Genomic DNA, 23,453 nt, shown 5'->3' on the forward strand with positions numbered 1-23,453 from the left:
ACAGGCAAAGAACCCTCCGGTGTTTGCCGGCGCCAACCGATCGAGTACATCGAGCATTGCGCAGGCGCGCTCGCTCGGCTGCAAGCGGACCGAACGGGTGGAATAACCATCCGCCGCTGCCGCCGCGACACCTTTTTCCTTCGTGATGTCCGGTGAATTAGCTACCCTCTGCGCTCGAAAATTGGGCGGCGTCAATCACCCTCAGTCAGATATGACGAAATTGCCTTGGCAAGCTTCTCTGCTCGCCTGACATTTTCCGGATCGGCGAGCATGAAATCGGAGGCAAGGGCCTCGATGATTGCCATGGCCGGTACGTTGCTGGCCGAAAGAACCGGGTGCCTGGATGGCGCGAGAAGCAACCGGTCGGCCAACGGAGCCAGTGGCGCGGCCGGAGAATCCGTTATCGCGACAATTCTTGCCTTGTTATCGCGCGCATATCTGACGATTTCGACAACGTCCCTCGAATATCTTGGAAAAGAAATTGCCACAAGCAAGTCGCCTTCCCCAATCGACATTGCGCGCGCGGCTGCAGACTCTGTTCCTCCATATTGAGCCACATTTATTACTTCGTCGCGATAGGGCTGCAGCGAAAGCACAAGTATCGCCGCAAGATGTGCGGAAAGACCAAAGCCAATGACGAATACTCTTCGAGCCGCTTTCATGTCCCCGCAAGCAAGGCGTATGTATTCCGCAGTCTGCGGACTCTTGAGCGCGTCGATATTGGAGCCCGTAACCTCTATGCTCAATTCGACACCCTGATTGCGCTTATCGAGGTCTCTGATTGAGGCATCTAGCTTTGCAACTGGCGCTATAAGTTCGCTCACCAAAGCCGCTATCGATGATCGAAACTCCGAAAAGCCCGCCAGTCCGAGGTCTCGGACATAACGGCTCACGCTTGAAGCTGAAGTGCTTGTCGCAGCCGCAAGATCTTCAATGCCGTGGGTGGCCACGAACATGGGGTCACGAAGCACGAAGCCCGAGAGCGCGCGCTGGGAAGTCGATCCACTGTGCAAAAGCTTGCTGAGTTCACGACCTAGTGGAGACGTCGCAAAGCGGCGATCGGCCTCTGCGTTCCAAGCGATGGGTGTCTGAAAATTTTCTTTCATTTGTTGACTCTATGAAAAATTCCTGCCATTGAGAAGCCAGCTTAGCCGATTTTGGGAGGAAAACGCATGCGAATGAAATTTCTCGCTTCAATCTTTGCCACTACGATACTCGCCGGCACTGCCTTTGCGCAGGATCTGCGCATAGGCGTGGAAGGAAACTATCCGCCGTTCTCCGTAGTCGCTCCCGATGGTGCGCTCTCCGGCTTCGATATCGACATTGCAAATGCGCTCTGTGCGAAGATGAAGAAGAGCTGCGTGATGGTGCAGCAGGAGTGGGATGGAATGATCCCGGCGCTCAATGCGAAGAAGTTCGATATCATCGTGGCTTCGATGACGATCAACGAGAAACGCAAGAAGGTCGTCGACTTCTCCAACCCTTACTATGACGTCCCCTCGCGATGGGTCGCGCGCAAGGGTGAGTACAAGAGCTGGTCGCCCGAAGAGCTCAAGGGCAAAACAATCGTCGTCCTGCGCAACTCCCCCCGGGCCGAATACGTTGCGAAAAACTATCCGGAGAGCACCGTTTTGGCGGTGGACAAGGAGCCGGCGGTTTACCTGGAACTGGCAGCCGGTCGCGGCGACATCGCCTTCGGATCGTCCGTTGTCTCGGCCGAAGCGTTCCTCAAGAAGCCCGAAGGGAAGGATTTCGAGCAAGTGGGCGACACCCTCTTCCTGGGCGAGGACGCCGACGGCGGCGTTGGCATCGCTGTGCGCAAGTCCGACGGCGCTTTGCGCGAGGAAGTTAACAGCGCTCTGTCTTCAATCATGGCTGACGGCACTTACAAGCAACTGTCGGGGAAATACTTCGATTTCGATGTGACGCCGCAATCGGCGAAGAAGTAGCTCTTTTCCCGCGACCGGCGCTTGGTCAGCGTCGGTCGCGAGGGGGAATTTCCATGTTTCAAGGTTATCTGCCGATGATCCTGGAGGGGTTACGCGTAACCCTCAGCGTAGCGTCGGTTTCACTGGCGATCGCCTGTTTTATCGGCCTCATTGGCGCCTCCGCAAAGGTTTACGGTGGGAGGGGGATCAGGTTGTCAGCTACCGCGTATACCACAGTGGTGCGCGCTTTGCCGGATCTCCTTGTGATGCTCGTGGTGTTCTACGGCGGTCAGATCCTGCTCAATTCCATTTCCGAAACCTACGGATGGGGCTATCTCGATGTAGATCCCTACATAGCCGGCGTGAGCACGATCGGCTTTGTATTTGGGGCCTATCTTACCGAAACGTTCAGGGGGGCGATCTTGAGCGTGCCAGCCGGACAGATCGAGGCTGGCTTTGCATATGGCCTTTCCCGCTCGCAGGTTGCCTTCTACATACTGCTACCGCAGATGATACGACATGCAGTGCCTGGCTTAACCAACACCTGGTTGGTCATGTTGAAAGCGACAGCGTTGGTGTCAATCATCGGGCTCGACGACATGGTCCATCGTGCTGGGCTCGCATCCGCAGCCACCCGGGAACCATTCACCTTCTACGCACTGATCGGCCTCATTTATCTCGCCGTCACCACGGTTTCGGTCCTTTTGTTCGGAGCGGTTGAGAAGGTCTCTTCACGCGGGGTTCGTAGCGGAGGCGCCGCATGATCGATTGGGAAATCGTTGTTGATAACCTGCCGGCTTTTGCGAGCGGTCTGGTAAACACATTGATCCTGCTGGTGACTGTCATCGTCAGCGGCTTTGCAATCTCGGTGCCCCTGGCGCTCGTGCGCGCGACACGGTCGCCCTATTTCTCTGGTCCGGTTTGGCTGTTCACCTATGTAATACGCGGCACACCGCTGCTGGTTCAACTGTTTGTCATCTACTACGGTATCGCCCAGTTCGAATTCGTGCGCAGCAGCGTGCTATGGCCGCTATTCCGCTCTCCCTGGTTTTGCGCGTGGCTCGCTTTGACCATCAACACTGTCGCCTACACGACCGAAATCTTCGCCGGCGCCATTCGAACGACGGCGCCTGGGGAGATTGAAGCGGCGCGATCGATCGGCTTGAGCCGCGCTGCGGTCCTCAGGCACGTAATTTGGCCGTCGGCGTGGCGTCGTGCGCTGCCACAATATGGCAATGAGGTGGTGATGATGATGCACGCGACAGCACTTGCGAGCACGGTAACGATTGTCGAAGTAATGCGCGTCGCCAGGGACGTCTACACCAACTATCTGGTCCTGACCGAATCCTTCGGCGTCGCCGCCGCCATTTATCTCTGTCTGACCATCGGCCTGACCACTCTGTTCCGCCGGCTTGAGAAGCACTTTTTGCGGCATCTCTCACGCTCCGACACTTCACACACTAGTGGGCAGAGGGCCGAGCGCCTCAATCCGAAAGTTGCATGATGAAAGAGACCATCTTTGATATCGAGGGTCAGGGACCCGGCACGCGCCATAGATTGAAGTGCGTCGAATTCGGGTCGAATGAAGGCAGTCCGATTGTTTATATCCAAGGTGGCCTTCACGCCGACGAAGCCCCTGGCATCATTGTCGCGCATGCGCTTTGCGAGACGCTGGCAGAGCTTGAAGCCGCCAGCGCGATCTCCGGTCGTGTTCGCGTCGTTCCGGTTGCAAACCCGGTGGGGCTGTCGCAGTTCGCCCTCGGTCAGCAGGAGGGGCGTTTCGATCTTTATGACGGACGGAATTTTAATCGGCATTATCCCGATTTCGGGCCCATGCTGTCAGGTCGGCTTTCGGGCCGGTTGGGCAACGACGCCAGCATCAACGCGGCTGTAATTCGAGCGGAGTTGAAGCTTCTGATTGACGAATGGGACGTCGTCACTCCTTCGGATCACGTTCGAAAATGCCTGATGAACCTCGCTATCGACGCCGATTATGTGTTGGACCTTCATTGCGACGGGGAGGCGGAGGTTCATCTGTACACGCAACCGCTTTTTGCACAGACCTTTTCATCCCTTGCAACTCGCCTTCAAGCACGTGCGGTGCTCCTGGCAGAAATCTCAGGTCTTAATCCTTTTGACGAAGCACTCGTGCGCCCGTGGCTCGATCTGGCAAGGGAACTGCCAGACATGAACATCCCGCTTGGCTGCGCTTCGACCACCGTTGAGTTGCGAGGTCGCAGCGATGTTGATCGCCAACGTGCTCGAAGCGACGCGGAGGGCATCGTCGACTTCCTGCGCGAACTTGGGATCGTGAAGGGTTCGGCGGGGCAAGCGCCGGCCAAGTTGTGTGAGCCTACCCCGCTTGCGGGTTCAGAGGCTGTCGTTTCACCGTCCGCGGGGGTCGTGAGCTATGCAATCGACCTTGGCCAAGAGGTAATCGCTGGTGACGTGGTCGCTGAGATCATCGACCCGCTCTCAGGAACGGTGACAGCCGTGAAGGCGCGCACATCGGGGGTTTTCTATGCGCGCGCAGATAGCCGCATCGCCGAGCGCGGTAAACGCCTCGGCAAGATCGCCGGCAAGGAAATGTTCCGCAACGGTCCACTGTTGAGCCCATGATTGTCAGGACACGGAGATAGACTATGAAGGCGATGCTCGAAGTCACCGACATTCGAAAGAAGTTCGGGACCGTTGAGGTGCTCAAAGGCATCTCACTTACCGCCAGGCGCGGAGACGTGATTTCCATGATCGGCGCGTCCGGCTCCGGAAAGAGCACGTTCCTGCGCTGCCTCAATTTTTTGGAGCACCCGTCTGGCGGGAGCTATCGGTTTCAGGGTGAAAAACTCGATCTGAGGAAAGGGCCGAGTGGAGACCTCACGGTCCATGACCCAAAGAAACTTGCTTCGATGCGCTCACGGTTATCCATGGTTTTTCAGCAGTTTAACCTGTGGAGCCATATGACGGCCAAGGAGAATGTGATGCTCGGGCCAATGCGTGTGAAGGGAACAAGCCGCGCTGAGGCAACTGAACGAGCCGAAGCATACTTGGCAAAAGTCGGCGTATCGCATCGCCGCGACGCCTTTCCGGCATTTCTTTCGGGCGGAGAACAGCAACGAGTAGCCATCGCTCGAGCGCTCGCGATGGAACCTGAGATTATGCTTTTCGACGAGCCTACCTCGGCGCTTGATCCGGAGCTTGTCGGTGAGGTGCTTCGGGTGATGCGGGCATTGGCTGAGGAGGGAAGAACTATGATCGTCGTCACTCATGAGATGGCATTTGCCCGCGACGTTGGCAATCATGTGATTTTTCTCAGCCAAGGAGTAATCGAGGAGCAGGGCGATCCACGTGATGTTCTGAGTAATCCACGTTCCGAACGTCTTCGCAGCTTTCTTTCGTCCAGAGAGATGTGTTGAGCTTGCCGCTGAAGGAACAAACCAAGACATACCCACCAGAGAGTAGGTCGCTGTAACCAAAAGCGGCAAGGCCTAGCAGAGCGCGCAAGACACCGCTGTCGCCCAACTTCCGGCGTCAACCGGTTAAGTGCAGGTGTGACGTCAGAGCATGAGATGCTTGTTAGGCAAATGATATTATAAACGGGTCCAGCGATAAAAATTTCCTTCGATCTCGTTCGCTTTGTATCGTTCCGCGGCGGCGTGGAGTGCCGTAGCCGCGGACAAAGCTGCGATCGCTATTGCAGTTCGACACATGGCTGGTTCGTGTGCTCCCGTTGTTTTTGGTCAGTTTTAGTTACGAGCATGAGGTGGCGTTTGGATCATTTCTGATACGGGTCTTTGTTTCGATTTCGCGAGCATCTGCGCACATAATTCGACGCCTCTCGCTTTTTCGGAGGCTTTGGCGCGCTTATTGCTGCACATGCGCGTTGGCACCGACCGTCACATCGCGGCGCGCGAGTTTGGTCGCGATTGTTGCCGTATGGCGCAGTATAAACAGATAGTTGTCGCTTGAAGCTTCAGATAGAACAGATTTTGAAGGTCTCTGCGTGAGCCTGTATGCTCGCGCACGCATCCCCAACGGCGATTGCTTGTCCCGGATTGGGAGAGAGATGAGGAAACATGTCTGGTCCCGCCCGTACGTTCGTTGCCACCCTTTCGCTGGTCATCTTCATTCTTGCCGGTTGCGTTTCTTCGAAAGCTGATGATCTGTCGCTGCGAGCTGTTCGCATTGATGTCGGTGGATATAAACTCAATAGCGTATTGCTGGACGGCGGCCGCAAAGCAGATCTCCCGCCGATTGTCTTCCTTCATGGTGCGAGCGCGAGCCTTTACGATCCAGTATTCTCTTTTCGCGATAAGCTGGATGGGAGGGCAAAGTTGCTTTTCGTCGATCGCCCTGGCCATGGAAACTCGGACAAGGGTGGTAGGGAGAACATCCTGCCGGACGGGCAAGCGGACGCCATCGCCATTCTGATGAGTAAGCGCGGCGTCCAGCGGGCCATAGTCGTCGGACATTCGCTTGGCGGCGCGATTGCCGTCGCCCTGGCGGCTCGACATCCCGAGCTGGTTTCGGGACTGGTGTTGATGTCGCCAGCCGCTTATCCTTGGAAGGGTGGGGTCGCCTGGTATTACGATGTTGCGGGCATCCCGTTCGCCGGATCCATATTCAGCGCCCTGGTGGCACCTCCAGTCGGCCTCATCGCGATCGACCGTGCGACCAAACAAGTTTTCGCTCCCAATCCCCGTCCCGACGACTACATAGAGAAGACAAAAGCTTGGCAGGCATTGTCGCCGATTGCGTTTCAACACAACGCTCGGGAGTTGGCTGCGCTGAGCAATTGGGCGGAGTCAGCCTCATTGGAATACCGCGGGATCAAAGCCCCGACGGTGATCATCACCGGGAATGCCGATGAGATAGTTTCCCCGGAGATTCACGCCGCACAACTTGCGCGCAACATCCGTGGTGCAAGACTGATTGTGGTTCAGAATCTTGGCCACAAATCGGATTTCGTGGCGAATGAACTTGCTGTTGCGGCTATCGAATATGTGTCTGGGCGAAAAACGAACTTAACCTCGATACGAAGGACTATCGAGAGGCGGATCGCAAAGGATGGGAACAACTGAAATTCGGCGCGGATTGTATTGGCGGCTTGACCTGAGGCCAAGATTCTTTCTGCTCTTTCGAAGAGTCTTGGGAATTATTATAGGGAAGGGCTGGCAGCCCTTCGCTTGTTCATCAGTCAGATCGGTACCTTGTTGCTGATCGCACCATGAGGTCGCTCCTCTCAAAAGAGTTCCTCATTACTTTCGATTAAGGTTGAAACGGTGAATATGTCTTTATCGCCGCGGCCGCAGAGGTTGAGAATAATGATCGCTTCTGCCGACATTCCAGGTGCGATCTTTATTAATTCCGCCAGTGCATGCGACGGCTCCAGAGCCGGTATAATACCTTCTTCGGTGGCCAGAAATTTAAACGCTTCGAGTGCTTCGCTGTCAGTGGCAGATTTGTATGAGACTCTACCGCTTTCCCTGAGCCATGCGTGCTCAGGCCCAACTCCGGGATAGTCGAGACCTGCTGAAATCGATTGCCCCTCTCGGATCTGGCCATCCAGATCTTGCAAAATATAAGTCCGGTTGCCATGCAGCACGCCGGGCCTTCCTTTTGAAAGAGAAGCGCAGTGCTCATCGGTATCGACACCGCGCCCCCCGGCTTCGACGCCGATCATCGCGACGTCCGGATCGCCAAGAAAAGCGTGGAAGAGACCCATTGCATTAGAGCCGCCGCCAACCGCTGCAATCAGTAGGTTTGGCAGACGGCCCTCGTGCTCCAATATTTGTTTGCGTGCCTCTGTACCGATGACTGATTGGAGGGTTCTGACCATTTCGGGATAGGGATGGGGGCCGGCGACGGTACCGATCAGGTAGTACGTTTCATCGATGTTGGAAACCCAATCGCGAAGCGCCTCATTCATGGCGTCCTTAAGAGTTCCGTTTCCCGACGTAACCGGTCTCACTTCCGCGCCAAGGAGACGCATCCTGAACACGTTCGGAGCTTGGCGCTCAATGTCTTTGGCGCCCATGTAGATGATGCATTGGAGACCAAAACGCGCTGCGACCGTTGCAGTCGCGACGCCATGCTGGCCGGCGCCGGTTTCAGCGATGATGCGTCGTTTACCCATCCTTTGCGCGATCAATATCTGACCGACGCAGTTGTTTATCTTGTGCGAGCCAGTGTGATTGAGTTCATCGCGCTTGAGGTAGACACGGGCCCCACCAAGAGCGGCTGTAAGACGCTCGGCATAATACAGCGGGCTAGGGCGGCCGATATAACGCAGGGACATGGCTTCAAAATGTTGCCAGAACGAAGGGTCGGCTTTTGCCTCTTGCCATTCGGCGTCGAGCTTGAGCAAAAGGGGCATAAGCGTTTCTGCAACAAAACGCCCACCGAATTGACCGAAAAAGCCATCCACGTCTGGCATCGCAACGTTCTGGGTTTGCATCGAAATCTCCTCGTTGTCCACGTTATACGATGGATAAGGAACTTGGATCTTTGATGCTGAGCTGACTCACTAAGTTCAGTTGCTGCAATCAGGTGCCAATTGATATCGGGATTTGATTGCAAGGCATGAGAACCGGGACTAGGTTTGCCAGATTCAAGCGTGGTTAACCCCATAGACGCCGCTTGGCATTTAGCCTGGCGCGACCCTCGTTTGGATGTTTCGGCGTACAATGGCATGTGCCCGACGATAGCGGGTTGGCATAGCGTCATTCATCGCTTTGCCTTATCGATTTCTCGGGTCCCAATCCCTCAATGGTTCGCGCACAGGATGCCATCGACCTTTTTCAACCTTAAAGATTTTGCTGCGGTACTGACCGTCCTCATCCCTGACGCTGAAATTGAACTTCGCGGCGAAAGGCGGACAATCATCCGTCCTTACCGTCGTCATCCAACTCCCACGTCATGGCACGTCAAATTCCGCCGCAATCCGTAGTAACAAACCAGGAATAGCCGGCATCCAACCGATCCATTATCAGTCATCAGTTATTCAGTGCTCCGTCAGAGGTGTCCCTGGGCAGGGCGGTTATCCCCGGGCAAGCGTCATGAAGCGCGCCTGATCGGCAGGGGACGTCTCAAATAGACCGGTGAACGTGGTCGTCAGTGTCTTTGAACCCTGCTTGCGGATGCCGCGCATGGCCATGCACGTGTGCTCAGCCTCGATCATAACAGCGACTCCCTTCGGCCTGAGTCTCTCATCGAGAGAATGGGCGACCTGTGAGGTCATCGCTTCTTGGGTCTGCAGGCGGCGGGCGTAAAGATCGACCAAACGTCCCATCTTCGAAAGTCCAAGGACCCTCTGGTCGGGCATGTAGGCAATGTGGGCCATTCCATGGAAGGGGAGCATATGGTGTTCGCAGTGGGAGAAGAACGGGATATCCTTGACGATCACCATGTCCTTGTAACCCTTCACTTCTGAGAATGTCCGTGCCAGCACGTCTGCAGGAGCGGCTTCGTATCCGGAGAATAGCTCGCGATAGGCTTTCGCGACTCTCATCGGTGTGTCGCGCAAACCCTCGCGAAGGGGATCGTCGCCAGACCACCGTATCAGCGTGAGCACAGCAGCCTCGGCTTCCTCCTGTGTGGGGCGTTGCGTGGAAGCTAAAGTGTCCGCATCGTTGACGAATGCATCCATGAAAAAACTCCAGATCTGAATCAACGACGGCGATACGTTGGTTTATTCGTTTCAGATCAAAAATATCGGTTCCTGGAGCAGTCGGCCAATTTGATCTGTTCTGGAAATTGTTTTCGAACAAGCTGAAAGTCAGAAAAGTCCAGGCGTCGCGAAAGCTTGCAATTGTCGGAAACCGTACGTTTGGTCCATGCGACGCGCGCCGGATCGACAGTCGTGATCTTTTGATCCACGTCAGCGACTGCCATTTTGGCGCCGGCTGGAAGCGCTGACGCCTTCTCCTGCTTCGGCTTTTCTGCAATCATCGCTTCCGTGGTGATCAGAAGGCCCGCCACGGAGGCTGCGTCCTGGAGAGCCGTCCTTCCAACCTTTACCGGGTCGATTACCCTCATTGCGAACAGATCGCCATCCTCTCCGGTCTGCGCGTTCCAGCCGAACTGCAGATCAGACTTTTCCCGAAGTTTGCCGACCACGATGGACCCTTCCGCCCCCGCATTTTCAGCGATCTGGCGAACCGGGGCCTCGACCGCGCGCCGAACAATATCGATCCCGACACGCTGCTCGTCGTTGGCGAAGGCAAGATTGTCGAGGGCCTTGGTGGCGCGCAGCAGCGCCACGCCGCCGCCAGGCAGGATGCCTTCCTCGACGGCAGCACGGGTTGCGTGCAATGCATCGTCGACGCGATCCTTCTTCTCCTTGACTTCGATTTCCGTCGAGCCGCCGACGCGCATGACGGCCACGCCGCCGGCGAGCTTGGCCAGGCGTTCCTGCAACTTCTCGCGATCGTAGTCCGAACTGGTCTTCTGGGCCACGCGGCCGTCGATTTCCGCCTTTGAGCCGACACCGTCGATGATCGTGGTATTTTCCTTCTCGATCACCACCTTCTTCGCACGACCAAGCATGTTGAGGGTGACGTTTTCCAGCTTGATGCCGACATCCTCGGAAACGACCGTGCCGCCGGACAGGACGGCGATGTCTTCGAGCATCGCCTTGCGCCGGTCGCCGAAACCGGGGCCCTTGGGGCCGTGATGTCCAAGGTCTGAGATCGCTCGCCTGCGAATGCAAAAATGCTACCAGTCGTCATTCTGATGACATGCTGAGAGGGTCGATTTCCGCATTGCCTTCGAGATAGAAGACGCAACTGCTCTCCAATTCGACTCGACCGCCTGACACCCGGCATTGACTGTGCGCCGGAATGGACGCTTGATATGCCCAACCGCAACTTCGAGCTTCTGAAGGTGAGCATCTGTGGTTGATGCAAGGTCGCTTTGCCTGGAGCAAAGACTCCCGGACGACCTGCTACGATCAATCTGTTTCCTAATTTCGTGATCTGATATGGTCGTGGACTAGAGCTTTATCCGCTCGGCGTTCCCGATCAGCTGGGTGATGTCGAGCTCGCCGGGCCAGATCGGCAACAGGAACAAGGCTACTTCGATGTCGCCATCTCTTGCAACGCTTGATCTCACCAGCCTGAGGCAGCATTCCGAACAACTCTTCAGCCGTTGCCAATGGTCGCGAGAGAAACTGCTGTCTCGTCAACGGGCGGAGCTGCAGTCGATGTTGCGGCACGCCGTCCATTCGTCGCCGTATTATCGTGACACCATCGGTGCTCCGGTGGCGCGCGGTGCGCCCCTGGAAGACTTTCCCGCGTTGACAAAGCGCGTGCTCATGGAAAACTTCGACCGAATCGTCACAGATACGCGGCTCAACCGACGTCAGGTGGAGCAGCACCTTGACGGCGACAACCCCGGAGGCCTGCTCCTCGGAGAGTTTAACGTCGCAGCGACGGGCGGAACGACAGGCGAGCGCGGCATCACCGCTTTCGATCGAGCGGCCTGGCTGGCCGCGATCGCCACCATGCTGCGGTTTCAGAGAATAGTCGGCATCGATGAGACGACACGGAGCATGGCGGTTTTTGCGTCGTCTCCCATCCATATCTCCCATCGCATTGGCGCCGAGCTGCGGGCTATACGGCCCAATGCACCGGGGCTGAATGTGCTGATGCCGATCGAGACGATCGTCGAAACGCTCAATGCCTATCAACCCCAAGTCATTTCCACCTATCCCTCGTTCGTCCGCGTGCTGGCCGCAGAGCAGCAGGCCGGACGGTTGCGGATCAAGCCGAGGCTGATCCGCACCAGCGCCGAAACGCTGACGCAGGATGTGCGCAACATCGCAGCCGAGACATGGCAGTCGACGGTCGCAGACAGTTATGTCTGCACCGAAGCCGGGCCGATGGGACACGAATGCCTTTGTGCCGATGGCCTGCATCTGGCGGAAGATGCGTTCGTGTTCGAAGTGGTCGATGCCGACAATCGGCCCCTGCGGAACGGAATTGAGGGCGCAAAGCTTCTGGTCACGACGCTGACAAACCGCATCGTGCCGCTGGTGCGCTACGAAATCTCCGACATCGTCACGATGGCAACCGAACCGTGTTCCTGCGGCCTTCCGTTCTGGCGTATCGCCTCGATCACCGGGCGCCGGGAGGAAATGCTTCGCTTTCCCAGGCGTGGCGGCGGCACCGTCAATGTCCATGCCCACCGTCTGCGTTCGCCGCTAACAAGCTCGGCGGGCGTGCGCCAATTCCAGTTCGCACCACTGCGCGAGGGGTTGGAGATCAGGGTCTCGGTATTTCCGGGGGTCGATGCCGATGCCGTCAGCCGGAAGATCGAAGACGCTGTGCGCACGACGCTGACGGCGGTCGACGCCCAGCCATCGAGCATTCTCGTCAAGGTGGTCGACGCCATCGAGCGCTCGGGTTCCGGCGCAAAGGAGAAACTCGTGACGGCACCCGCGACGCGTCTCCCGGACGAAAGTTAGGGCTTAGCTACTTTGATTGCCTTAAGCGTTCGGGATTGCTGCCCGGCCATGTGACCAGACGCGCCCAGCTCATGGGTCTGTCGATCGCAGAGCGCCAACATCAATCCGCGACCGTCAATCGAGCCACTCGTTCTCAAAAGTCAGGGTAGCGACAGAAACGGCCTTGCCGACGCCAGTGCGCACCGACACTGAAATTTCAGTGCCTTGGCCAACAGGCAATTCATCCCGAGCAACATCCACGAGGATGCGGGTGACTTCTTGCATGATCGCGTTACGCGAACCGAGTTCCTGGCCCTCTTCGTCGACCGTCTTGCCGTCACCATTGTTAAGATCAAAGAAGTAACGCGTCATCTGGCTCAACCTCCGCTCGAAAGGAAAGTCTGAAACAGCGTCATTGTTCCCTAAATCGTCGCTGGAATGGGTGGCCAGACAGGTAAACGTTGAGTGGGAGCGAAGCCGGCGGTTTGCCACGTGGCTCACTGCGTGCCTTCAAGTGATGCGGGAGCAGATTTCTCCCCATGGACGCGCGGTCGTCAGCTTTGCCTCTTGCGTTTCAAGACTTCACGCCTGCGCGCGGGGGACACGTAACTCGTCAAGATCCGGCCTCCACCACCCGAGCCTTCTAGAAGTCGGGTCAGGTCGCCACCAGTTCAAAGAAGGGCGCCGCCCGCCAACGGAGCCAAATGAAATCGCGTTCGTCCGCTGCAGCATGCGGATAGAGACGCCTCAAAACATCCTGCGCAGCCAATTCGCCCGTCGGCTCGATGGGGACCACCACGCCGTAGGAGAGCGTCATGATCGCCCGACCGATCGGTAGGAACGCCCCGGCTGCAACTGGATAGCGCCGCCGGCGGCGTTCGCTATTGCGCAATGCGCTTGCCAGCGGTCTTGCCAGTAAGAACCAACTGCCAGCTCCTCGTTCCAGCGAGCGCGGGGCAAGTCCTGCGGAATCGCTCTACCATCATTCGATCAAGGCCAAATGCCGCTGTTGCTCCCAGCCGCGGTTCGCTCTCAGCGATTGCTTAGGCTTGGCATCGTCGTCACCGAAATCATGTTTGACAAGGCGGCTAACGCTTGCGAAAGCCACAGGGTCACTTCTCACGACTGCTCAAACTGTGATGCCAGATTTCGTCAGCGAGCCATACCGATGGAACAATGCCATGTCTCCACCGTTGGGTGGCATCGCCTTCACGCGAGAGGAGACGGCTTATGGGTCACAGTGGCTACGAAACCGGTGACAATGTCACCATAGCGGGGGTTGTCGATGAGGTGCTGGAGACCAGTTCCGAAAGCAATGCCACTTTGACCCCACAGGCTCAGCTCGAGGCGCTGCGAGCAGAACTTGCGACCCTTCGCGGGGAGCTCGGGTCGATTATTTCAGGCACGTCCCGCTTGGCTGTAACGGAGGCGGCCATTCTACTTGAAACGACGCAGAACAGGATCAGGAGCCATCTTGCCCCGGTCCTCATCGCGGCCGGTTTCATCGGATACCTCTGGGGTGCATCGAGACGCTAGGGAACGCGAGCCGCAGGCCCAAATACGATCGCGCCGCAAGTGGTCAGTGCTCAAGAAACCATCAAGTCTCACACGTGGATGAGGAGCATGGCTAGGCAAGCCAACCCCGTCGGCCTCGTTGGACGAAGGGGCGCTAAAGCCCGTGAATGGCGGTTATCGCTGACCTGCCACTTCAAATTGCCGGAACCGGTGAGAAGGTGGGGATGGGAGCCGAAAGCTTCTCGGATCATTAGAGCCAGGCGCGTCAGTTTTTCATCAGCCAGACGCTGGCGGAACAAAACCATATCGCGTTCGCGCGGAAAACCTGCTTATTCCCACTAGGATCTGGCGCCCGGTTTGCGCGAAATCCCATTGGAATTCGAACCTCCTCTTATTGGGCGGCTTCAGGAAAGGAAAAACATCGTTGATCTCGCCCGAATTTTTCAATCGGGACGCTGTTGGCGTTGCCGAGGCCTTGATAGGGACCGAGTTTGAAGTCGACGGCGTCGGCGGCATCATCGTCGAAACGGAAGCCTATACAATGGCCGATCCCGCTTCCCACAGCCATAAGGGACCTACGAAACGAAATGCCGCGATGTTCGGTCCGGCCGGCAACTCCTATGTCTACCGGTCCTATGGGTTGCATTGGTGCCTAAATTTTGTCTGCGAAGCAGGCAGCGCAGTACTGATCCGGGCACTTGAACCGACCATTGGCATAGAAACAATGCGTCAGCGGCGTGCAACCGCCAACGGCTATCTTCTCTGTGCCGGCCCGGGGCGGCTCTGCCAGGCTCTCGCGGTGTCGCAGAAGCTTGATGGGCTTTCGCTCTCTTCTGCGCCGTTCCGGCTTTCAGCGGGTCACTCCATGGTCGAATTATGTCAAGGCCCGCGGGTCGGCATCAGTCAGGCGGTCGATCGACCGTGGCGCTTCGGCGCAAAGGGTTCGCGTTATCTGAGCCGGAGATTTCCCGAGCCTTTCCCGTTGCCGGATTTCGAGCAAAATGAGTGACCGACAATCGATCACGCAACTTGAAGGTGGAACATTCCAGCGGCGATTGTGTTCCCTAAAGAGGTCGCAGGCTGTGCCAAGCGGACGCGATGGGGATGGAGAACATCAGGATTTTTCCGCTTTCTCCTTTTGGCCAACGAAAGGGCAGCCGAGCTTCTTACCCATCCAGCCTGGGACCGTCCGTTTCACGGTCGAACTTCTGCGCCGCAAATGCTAAAGCCCACCCTCGGTCATTGTGTGTCGACAGGACAAACTCATGGCAAAACGTTCGGGTAGTGCCGATCTCCCACTCCACGGCGGGCGCGTGCCCAGGTGGCTTGGAGATCGCATGACCAGGCTCGGCGCCGTGATCACCGAAGCCATTATCCTGCACTACGGCCGCGATGAGTTTCTGCGTCGGATGGCACACCCTTTCTGGTTTCAGTCGTTTGGTGCAGTCATGGGCATGGACTGGCATTCTTCTGGCATCACCACCAGCGTCATCGGCGCGCTGAAGCGCGGCCTGACGCCAATATCATCTGAGCTCGGGCTCCATGTTTGCGGTGGGCGAGGTGCGCAGTCGCGCAAAACTCCGGCAGAGCTGCTTGCCATCGGCGATCGGGTGGGTCTTGACGCCCAGCATCTTGTGACAACCAGCCGCCTCGTCGCCAAGATAGACAGTGCCGCGGTTCAGGACGGTTTCGACCTCTATCTGCACGGCTTCATCGTCACCGACGATGGTCATTGGGTCGTTGTCCAGCAGGGCATGAATGGCGATCAACGGCAGGCCAGGCGCTATCACTGGCTGTCGGAAAACCTGGAGAACTTTCTCGACAGCCCACATGCGGCGATTGAAGGAAACACCCAGGGTGTCATCGTCAATCTTGCTGACCGACGGGCGGAACGGTCGCGAGAAGGTCAGCTTGATCTGCTCGCAAACATGGGTCCCGACCGCATCGTTCGCGAAGTCGTCGCAGTCAGACGCACCGACCCTGCTGTTGAAAGTCTTCCAGATCAGCTGCCGCTTCCCCATCTGCTCATGCCGGTCCATCACGACGTGCGGGAAAAGGACGTCAACATGAGCCGTCTGCATGCAGCACTCGCTGCTGCATCCGAGCGAGGCCCTAAGGACTTCCAGGAACTGCTTCTGACGCCCGGCGTCGGCGCCCGAACGGTAGAGGCGCTGGCCATGGTCGCTGAAGTGGTTCACGGCGCACCGTGCCGCTTTTCAGACCCGGCTCGCTTTTCGCTCGCTCACGGCGGCAAGGATCGTCATCCGTTTCCTGTTCCGTTGAAGGTCTATGATGAAACGATCAGGGTGATGAAGTCGGCCGTCTCGAAGAGCAAGCTCGGATATACAGAAGAACTTGAGGCGATTCGGCGTCTAGATGAGCAGGCGCGTCGCCTCGAACACTACGTGACCGGCCCCGATCTGAAGGAAATCGTTGCCGGCGAATTTAGCCGCTCAGCGTCACTCGGCGGACGCAGTGTCTTCGGATGGGAGCCGCCTCAAGACCCAGAGCCTTCAGGATAATATCTCTGACCTGAGCTCGCAGCTCTACTCCCACCAATCGCTGGCGTGGATGGAGGCTCAGATCTGTACCGGCTTGATCGTTGCCACCGATATGTTGCCTTCCATCAGACCACGCACCAATCCTGGTTTCGCATGCTCGACTTCGATCACGGTATAGAGCTTTTCGTCACGGAACGCGCTCGCGTCCAGCGTGCTCACGCCTTCGGCAGGTGCTGCATCAACTTCCATATAGTCGAGTTCGCACCCTGCGGCGACGACGCGAGCATCTCCGGATGAACGGGCGGCGACCAATACTTCGCCCTGGTTTAGGGCATTTTGCCATCGAGGGTCGTTTGCGGCTGCGATCGGCACCAGTCGGTAAACGTTGAGGGGACCGCCTTCCCCTACGAAATCGGTGGCCTGGCGACGCGCGTCGGCAAACTGGGCCTTGCTTTCCATGGACATGCCAAATTCCGTTTCGCTCTCACCGGTGGACTTTGCGGTGCCGCCATTTTGGACATTGTTGGACATTGCCGTCTCCTTCAGCGTTTGGCCGCGATTGATTACGTGGAAAGGCGGCTCGGATTTCCGTATCAGGAAGGAAACGGCGCGCGCGGCAAGCGGTTCCAAATTCTCGACGGCCTGTCCGCAGAAGCGGAGGGAAAGTCACTTGGCCGGCGTCACCCGCCAGATTACGTTGCCGACGAAATGCGCACCCTGCCGAGCGATGGCAAGCCCCACGGGCCGTCCCCGCGCCTTGTCTTCACCTCCGATGAAGCCGGTCAGGATGTCCTTCGGTGGTCCGGGAAAGGGCCGGGCGACATCGCGGCCTTATCTAATGCAACCTCCGGCGGCCAAGGCCTCTGGGGCTTTCTAACCCAAACAGGGTGTCTAGCGCAGCAAACGGCCGATGCGAGCCCTCAACATCGTGGACGCGGGCGAAGACCCGCTTGACCGACCTTAAGCACTCTGTCCTCGCTCAAGAGCCCAGCCGGCAAGGAGGCAGATCTGAGCAAGTCGGCACCGTTTGCGCGCAGGTGCTGGCATCCTTTGCTACGGTCCGACCTCGCCGGTCATCGTGTCGGGGAAGGCAGTCTGTCCATTGCGGTAAATTTTCGCGGAAAGTGATTTGATCTGGCGCAACGGCGACAAGTGACAACCGCCGACGCGTCGGATAATGCTCGCTCTGGAGGATTGTGCGAAGCAGAGGTCAAATGGTCATCAAACAGGGTACGCCGACTGTTGCGACGGCCGCCACAGCCGTAATTGCGGCCATGTTTGCCGCACTTCTCATCCTTCTCGGCCTTTGGCTGCATGAGAGTTACTCGGCTTCGGTCAGGCGCACCGAAGAGCGAGCCACGGCCGCCGCCAAGATCGTGGCTACAAACGCGGCCTGGATCGACGCGCTCGCCTGGCAGGCACTTCAACGCATCGACGATTCCTTGGGACCGGATATCGGCATTGCCACCGACACAGTTCGCGACATCAATGGTGCGGTCGCCGACCTCCCGGGCGGGGTTCAGGCCTATGTCGTGGATCGCAACGGGAATACATTGTATTCGACGGATCCAGCCATCAAGCCGATGAACATCACCGACCGCCCCTATTTCTCGGAATTGGCAAAGGGGGCAAAGACACATGTATCCAACCTACTGGTCAGTCGGCTTACCGGGGAGCAAATTTTCGTCTTCAGTCGACGCTTGGATCGGAAGGGTGAATTCGCCGGCGTAGCGACCGTAGCCTTCCAAGGCAAGGTACTGGCGGGGGTCTGGGAAACGGTCGACCTTGGTGAGGGTTCGACAGTTGGTATCATACGGCGAGATGGGCAACTGGTCGCACGGTATCCTGCGCCCGCGGGCCCCCTTGACATGAGCAAGTACACACTCTTCACCGATCTCCTGCCGGACGCTCCCTCCGGGACGTATCAGGCCGTGTCTCCCGCCGACGGCGTCTCCCGTATCGTTGGATATACGGTCGTTGAAGGAACGGACTTCGTAGCTGTCGGGTCGGCTGAACGGAGCGCAGGCATGGTGCGGTTCTGGAACGATGTCTTCATCGCGGGAACAGTGCTGCTGCTTGCAGTGGTGGGATTGTTGGCCGCAGGTGCGTGGATCAAGTATCTGCTGAGCATAGACGCGGCCAAATCCGAGCGCCTTACTGCGGCGCTGGATGAGAACCAACTTTTGATGCGCGAAATCCATCACCGCGTCAAAAACAACTTTCAATCCGTCCAATCGCTGATCCGGACCCAGCAACTCCCCAAACCTATGCAGCAATCTCTCCTCGACCGAATTGCAGCGATGGTGGCGGTCCATGAGCAGATCTACAGCCGCGATCAGTTCACGACGGTGTCTACGCGGGAGTTGATACCCGCAGTGGTGGACAAACTGCTGATCGCCTGCGGCGACCGCGTTAGTGTCAGTTATGAACTTGAAAATATCGACATCGCGGCAGACCACGCAACGCCGCTTGCGCTCCTGACGAACGAGGTGGTTACAAATGCGCTCAAGTACGCGTTCCCGAATGACCGTAGTGGGGTCATCACTGTGGCGTTGCGATCACTCCAAAACAAACGGGCCTGCCTGGTGATTGCGGATAACGGCGTCGGATTTGACAAGGGCGCGGCCGTTACAGGAATGGGTATGCGTATTGTCGAGGGAGTCGTGGGCCAGCTTCGAGGCGAGTTCATCTATGAGCGCCGCAACGGTACGGTTTTCACTGCGGAAATCGAAATCCATGAATAGCTGAAATGTCGGCAAGCGGACAAAGTCTTGCTCGGGCATTGTGTCTCTCCTCCAGCCGTCCCGAGATCCGGTGGGGCACATGCCGGATCACGGCATCGAGTTTATTGCCTGGCGAACAAGGGGCGTGAACGTATCGAGCTTCGATTGCATCGGCCCGACGCGGGTGCACAGCTTCAGAGCGTGGCTGGCGCTCAGATCATAAACCGCCTCGAAGTCAGTCGCTGACAGAGAAAGAAGAGTGTCTCTTGTTGTTGTGCCGCAATATTTTACGCCATGTCGGAAGGCTTCCCGAAAGGTTCTGCAAAAGTGAACGCGGGGAGACAGGACGCCGCCCCGCGTCAGGTTCTACATGGCATCCATGCCCTTGATCGCATTGCCCAGGTGTGACTTACACTTCTCCAGATCATTTGCCGTCATGGCGTCCTTTGCCATGGTCAACTCCTTGGCAGACTCGATTTTCTTGGTGCCGTCGTTGATCTGCGCGATCTGCTGTTCGGCCCTCATGATCGACGCCTCGTCACAGACGACATTGGTCTGTGCAAATGCAGGGCAGGCCAAGGCGGCGACAAAGGCGAGAGTAGCGATTGGTTTCAACATAACTATGGTTCTCCATTCGCCGGCACGATGCCGGCTTCCACAAGGAGTGAACGGCACAACGCACAATCGGTTCCTCACATTTTGCAACCGTTCAGACAGAGTTTGTCGAGAAACTCCCACGCTCTGCGGTCGGGCACGCATCTCATTTTTTTGAAGCTGTCGCACTGTTACTGCACAGGCATCCAGTCCACATCGGAAACCCATTCGCACAGCAGCCCGCTCAAACCGGCTCGCAAGAGTGGTTGGATATTCTTCCATAGGCCGGTCGCGAACGGCCGGATGGATCCCACTTTCGCCGGCAGAATTGCGATCGGCAGAATGAGGAGCGAATTTGACGGCGTGCGCTTTCGCAACATCGATATCGCGCGCGGGAGCGGACGGGCCTTCGTCTTTTCGTCGCCGCCAGCTTTAGCCATGGTTGGAGGCTTTAACCGGCGGGTGGCTGAGGTGACAAGCACCACCATCTTCGAGGTGCAGGAAGAGCGACACCAAGCCCTGGGGGGGGCTGGTTTACTTCTTGGCGATCGTCTGCGCGCGGGCTTTCATCGCCTGGTCCAGGTCCACCTTGTAAGGACCGATGCGAGCAAAAATCTCGCGCGCCTCCAGAGGCGCGAGGTGGTAGGCGTCTATGAACTCCTCGAGATCGTAACGCGCGTTCCAACCACGTACCACCGTGCCGATGTTCTTCTTGGTATCGGTTAGCGACATGATCCACCTCCCATTATCGAGTTCGACGCGCTCACCTCGTCTCCACCATTTGCCATAGGGCACGAAAGCCATTTCGCGGTCAGTGAAGGCCTCCCGACGGTCCTGTCGGTCTTAGACCGGCCATCAGGAAGAGACGGGCATCAAGCAGCCCATGGAGTGCAAGATAGATATCCTTGATGGCCTCGAAGTCCCGAATGGATTCCGGGTCGGCCTGACTGTTGCCCAAGTCACGCCCTACTGTCTGTGCCTTGGTGAAAAGTTCTCCCACCTTCGACCACAGTCGCAATGCTTCGGCCGTGGCAAGGTCCGTGCGCGCGAGCGCCTTTATGACAACGTTTTCGACCGCCACAGCGATTTCGGCCTGCTCGACAATTACGGCGCGCCAATCTGGCATTTGCAGAATCCGTTCTAGTCCGAAAAGGGATGCAGTCTGATACCTTCTGCATGCAATAGATCGGGCTAACATTCGCTCCTGCAGCAGCGCAGCCGCTTCTCGTTGCCAGCCAACTCAGGCCTCCCTGCATCCTCAAGGAATTTAAGAGGCGTTCGGAAGACGTCGCAATTAACTTTGACATGTCATGCTAGGGAAAGCTGCTTCGGGGCCACACGCACTTTACGGGTGCAGAGGCCCACCTGCGCCTTCGGGAGGCGTCAACCGATGAGCACCATTCAACAAGCCTGTGGCCGACTGAACCGCAGGCGGTCGGAGTAACGACCAGAAGGCTTTTGTTCCCACTGGCCTCGAGCAAGCAAATTAGTGCACCGACCTTCCGATCGTATCAGCCATGTGTGCGCCACGCGTTCCCAAGGGCCTGGCTGGGCCGGTTGTTGTATCCTTGGCTGTCTGGTGCTCGAGTTCCGCGTTGAGTTCAGCGCTAACGATCAAGACGCATATGGATAGCCAGATCCACATAAAAAGACCGACGAGCCCGCTCAATGCACCATAGGCTGCGTTGTAGTCTGCGAATGTCTCGACGTACCATGAAAATGCAAACGCCATGAGGAGCCACCCTGCGGTAGCTAGAACCGCGCCCCAGGTCAGCCACCTGAGCTTGGCTGGTTGCCGGCTTGGACCGAAGCGGTAAATCGCCGTCATCCCCGAAAACACCAAAGCCAGCAAGAGTGGCCAGCGGACCATAAGGGCCAAGGTTTCTTTCCACGGATCGAGCCAGACAAATTCCAGAACGGCGGGAAGCAACGCTACGATGCCGATCGTAACAATTGCGGCTATCATCGCGCAGACTGTGAATGCCAGCGCTACGATATTCAGCCTGACGAAACCGCGTTTTTCCGTTTCCTCATAGGCAACGTTCATCGCGTCGAATATTGCCAGAGTGCCGTTGTGGGTGCTCCAGATGGCAATGGCGAGACCGACGAAGAAGGCAACTCCAAGCGTAGTCTCCCGTCTTAGAACGAGTTGTTGGAGTTGATCGGCAAGGATGTCGAAAGCTCCGGGGGGAAGCACGCCGGCCATGTCGCGCATGTGATCTGAAACCGCCGCGGGATCGGCGATCAATCCGTAAAGGGAAACAAGAGCGGCAAGTGCTGGAAACAAGGCAAGCAGCAGATAGAAGGCGACTCCGGCGGCGATGAACGCGACGCGATCTTGAGATAGTTCCTGCATCACTCGCCAAAAAACGTCTCGCAAACCCGGCGCGGGAATTTCTTCCGGGATCATCGCCAAGCGGCCATGCGCGTCATCTTGAGCCGGATCTTCGCCATTTGGGCGGGTCACGGTCCACGCATTTGCTGCAGGGTGTTTCGACACGACCAGACAAATAAGGGCGAGCACAACCCCGCCGATTGCAATCACAGTTGTGGGATTTATCGTCTCGCGTTGCACCGACATCAAAGCTCCGCTCGTTCGAAGGTCTAACGTTTCAGCCCCCGATTGGATGCATGTGAGCAGACGTCTGAGAAATGCAGCCGCCACTCCCAATCCATATGGACGGGAAAGCGGTCTGAAGCGGTGCGCAGTGGCGAAGACATTTGATGCGCGACAACCACACCAAAACAGCGGATGCGGCTGGCGAACGGCGTGAGGGACTGCCATGACCAGTGACAAACTGTCGATGTACAAACAAAAGCGCGAGGGGGGCACGCGAGAAAACGGAGCGGCCGTCGTTGAGGAGAATGAAACGTCGGTCGCGTCGGGGCGCTCCATGCAGGCCATCACATCCGGCAAAGGCAAGAAGCCCAAACCTTTTATGGCGAATGACGGCGCGGTCGATGCGGACGCCGTTTGAGACAGGAACTATGGCCTTGCCGCTGCGGAGCGCCGGTGCGCAAGGACCAGTTCTCTGAAGCATAGGCCGGCGCCCGCCAAACGGTGAATGAGCTTGCTACCAGTCTGGGCTCTGCTGTTGCGCCTAAGGTGACGGGCAGGCGGCGCCGGTATCCGCCCACGCCTGGATAAGCTTGCCAAATTCCTCCTGTGTACCTGGAACGGGCTCGCGACCGTCGCCCGGTTGCCACCCCCACCCAACCAGTTCGTCATGCGCCATGTGCTCGACCATCTCCGCCATGGTTTTTTCGCCGTTGCGTTTCTGGTCTTTCAATTGTTCACAGATCTGGCCAAGGGTCTTACCTTCCCAGGCCATTTCGATGGGAGCGAGATGCCAGGCAGGATTGCCGGGGATGCTCTTCAGGGTGTCCGCCTGGCCGACCACCGGCGTGTTCTGTTCGCTGTGACAGGTGTTGCACTGCATGCCGACCAGGCCCATGCCAGCATCGCCCCGGAAGACCGGCGGCTGGTGCGGGCGCATGGACATGCCCTGCAGCGGTCGCTCCGTTGCAGGGTGACAGTTGACGCACCGAGGGTGCTGGATGACCTTGCCGGCCTCCTCGAAGAGAGCGACGGAGCGCGCCCGTTTGTCGGATATGGACTGGAAGGATTCCACGGGACGGAGCGAGCCCGCGTTCTGCGCTTTGGACGCCGGCGCGAGCATGATGCCAACGCCGACGACAAGACAGTTGACGGCGATGCCGGAGAACAGCAGCGTGATCTTCATCTGGTGGC

General features: G+C 57.6%; 23 protein-coding genes and 2 pseudogenes. 12 read left to right on the top strand and 13 right to left on the bottom strand.

Features of this window, described 5'->3' with window-relative positions; translation table 11 throughout:
* Nucleotides 1–191 precede the first annotated feature (191 nt).
* Nucleotides 192–1,106 (bottom strand): MurR/RpiR family transcriptional regulator, encoded by a 915-nt coding sequence (locus tag HT585_RS24090; RefSeq protein WP_176355319.1) that lies wholly within the window; start codon nucleotides 1,104–1,106, stop codon nucleotides 192–194.
* Between the two features lie 66 nt (nucleotides 1,107–1,172).
* On the opposite strand from HT585_RS24090, the gene HT585_RS24095 reads away from it, so the two are divergent.
* From HT585_RS24095 to HT585_RS24120, 6 genes are all read left to right on the top strand, one after another.
* Nucleotides 1,173–1,949, top strand: coding sequence for a transporter substrate-binding domain-containing protein (locus HT585_RS24095; RefSeq protein WP_176355320.1), 777 nt, complete (start codon nucleotides 1,173–1,175; stop codon nucleotides 1,947–1,949).
* Nucleotides 1,950–2,002: 53 nt separating this feature from the next.
* A complete protein-coding gene (locus HT585_RS24100) occupies nucleotides 2,003–2,692 on the top strand; it encodes an ABC transporter permease (protein WP_176355321.1) in 690 nt (229 codons plus the stop codon).
* A complete protein-coding gene (locus HT585_RS24105; protein ID WP_176355322.1) occupies nucleotides 2,689–3,432 on the top strand; it encodes an ABC transporter permease in 744 nt (247 codons plus the stop codon). The genes HT585_RS24100 and HT585_RS24105 overlap by 4 nt, the downstream gene beginning before the upstream one ends.
* Nucleotides 3,429–4,547, top strand: a complete 1,119-nt coding sequence (locus HT585_RS24110; RefSeq protein ID WP_176355323.1) for a succinylglutamate desuccinylase/aspartoacylase family protein — start codon at nucleotides 3,429–3,431, stop codon at nucleotides 4,545–4,547. Before HT585_RS24105 ends, HT585_RS24110 begins: the two co-directional genes overlap by 4 nt.
* Before the next feature lie 23 nt (nucleotides 4,548–4,570).
* A complete protein-coding gene (locus HT585_RS24115; protein ID WP_281410702.1) occupies nucleotides 4,571–5,341 on the top strand; it encodes an ABC transporter ATP-binding protein in 771 nt (256 codons plus the stop codon).
* 660 nt (nucleotides 5,342–6,001) lie between these two features.
* On the top strand, nucleotides 6,002–7,006 hold the full coding sequence (locus tag HT585_RS24120; protein WP_176355324.1) for an alpha/beta fold hydrolase: 1,005 nt from the start codon (nucleotides 6,002–6,004) through the stop codon (nucleotides 7,004–7,006).
* A gap of 161 nt (nucleotides 7,007–7,167) precedes the next feature.
* On the opposite strand, the gene trpB is transcribed toward HT585_RS24120, so the two are convergent.
* The 3 genes and pseudogenes from trpB to HT585_RS24135 form a co-directional block, all read right to left on the bottom strand.
* Entirely contained in the window at nucleotides 7,168–8,382 is a 1,215-nt protein-coding gene (trpB, locus tag HT585_RS24125; protein ID WP_176355325.1) for a tryptophan synthase subunit beta, read from the bottom strand.
* Between the two features lie 582 nt (nucleotides 8,383–8,964).
* On the bottom strand, nucleotides 8,965–9,573 hold the full coding sequence (gene folE, locus HT585_RS24130) for a GTP cyclohydrolase I FolE (protein WP_176355326.1): 609 nt from the start codon (nucleotides 9,571–9,573) through the stop codon (nucleotides 8,965–8,967).
* A 242-nt stretch (nucleotides 9,574–9,815) separates the two neighbouring features.
* A pseudogene (locus tag HT585_RS24135) lies at nucleotides 9,816–10,589 on the bottom strand (TCP-1/cpn60 chaperonin family protein); the annotation flags it as partial.
* 415 nt (nucleotides 10,590–11,004) lie between these two features.
* Here HT585_RS24135 and HT585_RS24140 point away from each other — a divergent pair.
* The gene (locus HT585_RS24140) at nucleotides 11,005–12,390 is read left to right on the top strand and encodes a phenylacetate--CoA ligase family protein (protein WP_246707891.1); all 1,386 of its coding nucleotides are present in this window, start codon (nucleotides 11,005–11,007) and stop codon (nucleotides 12,388–12,390) included.
* A gap of 114 nt (nucleotides 12,391–12,504) precedes the next feature.
* Here the strand turns inward: HT585_RS24140 and HT585_RS24145 are convergent, their stop codons facing one another.
* Both HT585_RS24145 and HT585_RS24150 read right to left on the bottom strand, forming a co-directional pair.
* The gene (locus tag HT585_RS24145) at nucleotides 12,505–12,741 is read right to left on the bottom strand and encodes a DUF6894 family protein (protein WP_176355327.1); all 237 of its coding nucleotides are present in this window, start codon (nucleotides 12,739–12,741) and stop codon (nucleotides 12,505–12,507) included.
* A 283-nt stretch (nucleotides 12,742–13,024) separates the two neighbouring features.
* The gene (locus tag HT585_RS24150; RefSeq protein ID WP_176355328.1) at nucleotides 13,025–13,186 is read right to left on the bottom strand and encodes a hypothetical protein; all 162 of its coding nucleotides are present in this window, start codon (nucleotides 13,184–13,186) and stop codon (nucleotides 13,025–13,027) included.
* Between the two features lie 413 nt (nucleotides 13,187–13,599).
* Between HT585_RS24150 and HT585_RS24155 the strand changes: the two genes are divergently transcribed.
* The 3 genes from HT585_RS24155 (at nucleotide 13,600) to HT585_RS24165 (ending at nucleotide 16,406) form a co-directional block, all read left to right on the top strand.
* A complete protein-coding gene (locus tag HT585_RS24155) occupies nucleotides 13,600–13,905 on the top strand; it encodes a hypothetical protein (protein ID WP_176355329.1) in 306 nt (101 codons plus the stop codon).
* A gap of 373 nt (nucleotides 13,906–14,278) precedes the next feature.
* Nucleotides 14,279–14,893, top strand: a complete 615-nt coding sequence (locus tag HT585_RS24160; RefSeq protein WP_246707893.1) for a DNA-3-methyladenine glycosylase — start codon at nucleotides 14,279–14,281, stop codon at nucleotides 14,891–14,893.
* Between the two features lie 256 nt (nucleotides 14,894–15,149).
* Nucleotides 15,150–16,406 carry a DUF763 domain-containing protein gene (locus tag HT585_RS24165; RefSeq protein ID WP_176355330.1) on the top strand — a complete coding sequence of 419 codons (1,257 nt, stop codon included), beginning with the start codon at nucleotides 15,150–15,152 and terminating at the stop codon, nucleotides 16,404–16,406.
* Nucleotides 16,407–16,463: 57 nt separating this feature from the next.
* Here HT585_RS24165 and HT585_RS24170 read toward each other — a convergent pair whose 3' ends face one another.
* Both HT585_RS24170 and HT585_RS31865 read right to left on the bottom strand, forming a co-directional pair.
* Nucleotides 16,464–16,916 (bottom strand): hypothetical protein, encoded by a 453-nt coding sequence (locus HT585_RS24170; RefSeq protein WP_176355331.1) that lies wholly within the window; start codon nucleotides 16,914–16,916, stop codon nucleotides 16,464–16,466.
* A 135-nt stretch (nucleotides 16,917–17,051) separates the two neighbouring features.
* Nucleotides 17,052–17,189: pseudogene (locus tag HT585_RS31865) on the bottom strand (sorbosone dehydrogenase family protein); the annotation flags it as partial.
* Nucleotides 17,190–17,599: 410 nt separating this feature from the next.
* Between HT585_RS31865 and HT585_RS24175 the strand changes: the two are divergent.
* Nucleotides 17,600–19,129: a sensor histidine kinase gene (locus tag HT585_RS24175; protein WP_176355332.1), complete on the top strand. Its 1,530-nt coding sequence runs from the start codon at nucleotides 17,600–17,602 to the stop codon at nucleotides 19,127–19,129.
* A 345-nt stretch (nucleotides 19,130–19,474) separates the two neighbouring features.
* Here HT585_RS24175 and HT585_RS24180 read toward each other — a convergent pair whose 3' ends face one another.
* From HT585_RS24180 to HT585_RS24195, 4 genes are all read right to left on the bottom strand, one after another.
* Nucleotides 19,475–19,726 (bottom strand): hypothetical protein, encoded by a 252-nt coding sequence (locus tag HT585_RS24180; protein ID WP_176355333.1) that lies wholly within the window; start codon nucleotides 19,724–19,726, stop codon nucleotides 19,475–19,477.
* Between the two features lie 510 nt (nucleotides 19,727–20,236).
* Nucleotides 20,237–20,434: a hypothetical protein gene (locus HT585_RS24185; protein ID WP_176355334.1), complete on the bottom strand. Its 198-nt coding sequence runs from the start codon at nucleotides 20,432–20,434 to the stop codon at nucleotides 20,237–20,239.
* A 79-nt stretch (nucleotides 20,435–20,513) separates the two neighbouring features.
* A complete protein-coding gene (locus HT585_RS24190; RefSeq protein WP_176355335.1) occupies nucleotides 20,514–20,828 on the bottom strand; it encodes a hypothetical protein in 315 nt (104 codons plus the stop codon).
* A 360-nt stretch (nucleotides 20,829–21,188) separates the two neighbouring features.
* Nucleotides 21,189–22,283 (bottom strand): YihY/virulence factor BrkB family protein, encoded by a 1,095-nt coding sequence (locus HT585_RS24195; protein ID WP_176355336.1) that lies wholly within the window; start codon nucleotides 22,281–22,283, stop codon nucleotides 21,189–21,191.
* A gap of 202 nt (nucleotides 22,284–22,485) precedes the next feature.
* On the opposite strand from HT585_RS24195, the gene HT585_RS24200 reads away from it, so the two are divergent.
* Entirely contained in the window at nucleotides 22,486–22,680 is a 195-nt protein-coding gene (locus HT585_RS24200) for a hypothetical protein (RefSeq protein ID WP_176355140.1), read from the top strand.
* 123 nt (nucleotides 22,681–22,803) lie between these two features.
* Here the strand turns inward: HT585_RS24200 and HT585_RS24205 are convergent, their stop codons facing one another.
* Nucleotides 22,804–23,445 carry an Isoquinoline 1-oxidoreductase subunit gene (locus HT585_RS24205; RefSeq protein WP_176355337.1) on the bottom strand — a complete coding sequence of 214 codons (642 nt, stop codon included), beginning with the start codon at nucleotides 23,443–23,445 and terminating at the stop codon, nucleotides 22,804–22,806.
* Nucleotides 23,446–23,453: the final 8 nt, after the last annotated feature.

This window comes from Ensifer oleiphilus, from assembly GCF_013371465.1.
GTDB classification, from domain to species: domain Bacteria; phylum Pseudomonadota; class Alphaproteobacteria; order Rhizobiales; family Rhizobiaceae; genus Ensifer; species Ensifer oleiphilus.

Coding starts and splice junctions, on each gene's coding strand:
- HT585_RS24095 (WP_176355320.1), top strand. CDS start 1,173: ATGCGAATGAAATTTCTCGCTTCAATCTTTGCCACTACGATACTCGCC.
- HT585_RS24200 (WP_176355140.1), top strand. CDS start 22,486: ATGACCAGTGACAAACTGTCGATGTACAAACAAAAGCGCGAGGGGGGC.
- folE (WP_176355326.1), bottom strand. CDS start 9,573: ATGGATGCATTCGTCAACGATGCGGACACTTTAGCTTCCACGCAACGC.
- HT585_RS24180 (WP_176355333.1), bottom strand. CDS start 19,726: ATGTTGAAACCAATCGCTACTCTCGCCTTTGTCGCCGCCTTGGCCTGC.
- HT585_RS24175 (WP_176355332.1), top strand. CDS start 17,600: ATGGTCATCAAACAGGGTACGCCGACTGTTGCGACGGCCGCCACAGCC.
- HT585_RS24195 (WP_176355336.1), bottom strand. CDS start 22,283: ATGTCGGTGCAACGCGAGACGATAAATCCCACAACTGTGATTGCAATC.
- HT585_RS24205 (WP_176355337.1), bottom strand. CDS start 23,445: ATGAAGATCACGCTGCTGTTCTCCGGCATCGCCGTCAACTGTCTTGTC.
- HT585_RS24190 (WP_176355335.1), bottom strand. CDS start 20,828: ATGCCAGATTGGCGCGCCGTAATTGTCGAGCAGGCCGAAATCGCTGTG.
- HT585_RS24155 (WP_176355329.1), top strand. CDS start 13,600: ATGGGTCACAGTGGCTACGAAACCGGTGACAATGTCACCATAGCGGGG.
- HT585_RS24145 (WP_176355327.1), bottom strand. CDS start 12,741: ATGACGCGTTACTTCTTTGATCTTAACAATGGTGACGGCAAGACGGTC.
- HT585_RS24140 (WP_246707891.1), top strand. CDS start 11,005: ATGTCGCCATCTCTTGCAACGCTTGATCTCACCAGCCTGAGGCAGCAT.
- HT585_RS24165 (WP_176355330.1), top strand. CDS start 15,150: ATGGCAAAACGTTCGGGTAGTGCCGATCTCCCACTCCACGGCGGGCGC.
- HT585_RS24090 (WP_176355319.1), bottom strand. CDS start 1,106: ATGAAAGAAAATTTTCAGACACCCATCGCTTGGAACGCAGAGGCCGAT.
- HT585_RS24110 (WP_176355323.1), top strand. CDS start 3,429: ATGATGAAAGAGACCATCTTTGATATCGAGGGTCAGGGACCCGGCACG.
- HT585_RS24120 (WP_176355324.1), top strand. CDS start 6,002: ATGTCTGGTCCCGCCCGTACGTTCGTTGCCACCCTTTCGCTGGTCATC.
- HT585_RS24100 (WP_176355321.1), top strand. CDS start 2,003: ATGTTTCAAGGTTATCTGCCGATGATCCTGGAGGGGTTACGCGTAACC.
- HT585_RS24185 (WP_176355334.1), bottom strand. CDS start 20,434: ATGTCGCTAACCGATACCAAGAAGAACATCGGCACGGTGGTACGTGGT.
- HT585_RS24150 (WP_176355328.1), bottom strand. CDS start 13,186: ATGACGCTCTCCTACGGCGTGGTGGTCCCCATCGAGCCGACGGGCGAA.
- HT585_RS24115 (WP_281410702.1), top strand. CDS start 4,571: ATGAAGGCGATGCTCGAAGTCACCGACATTCGAAAGAAGTTCGGGACC.
- HT585_RS24105 (WP_176355322.1), top strand. CDS start 2,689: ATGATCGATTGGGAAATCGTTGTTGATAACCTGCCGGCTTTTGCGAGC.
- trpB (WP_176355325.1), bottom strand. CDS start 8,382: ATGCAAACCCAGAACGTTGCGATGCCAGACGTGGATGGCTTTTTCGGT.
- HT585_RS24170 (WP_176355331.1), bottom strand. CDS start 16,916: ATGTCCAACAATGTCCAAAATGGCGGCACCGCAAAGTCCACCGGTGAG.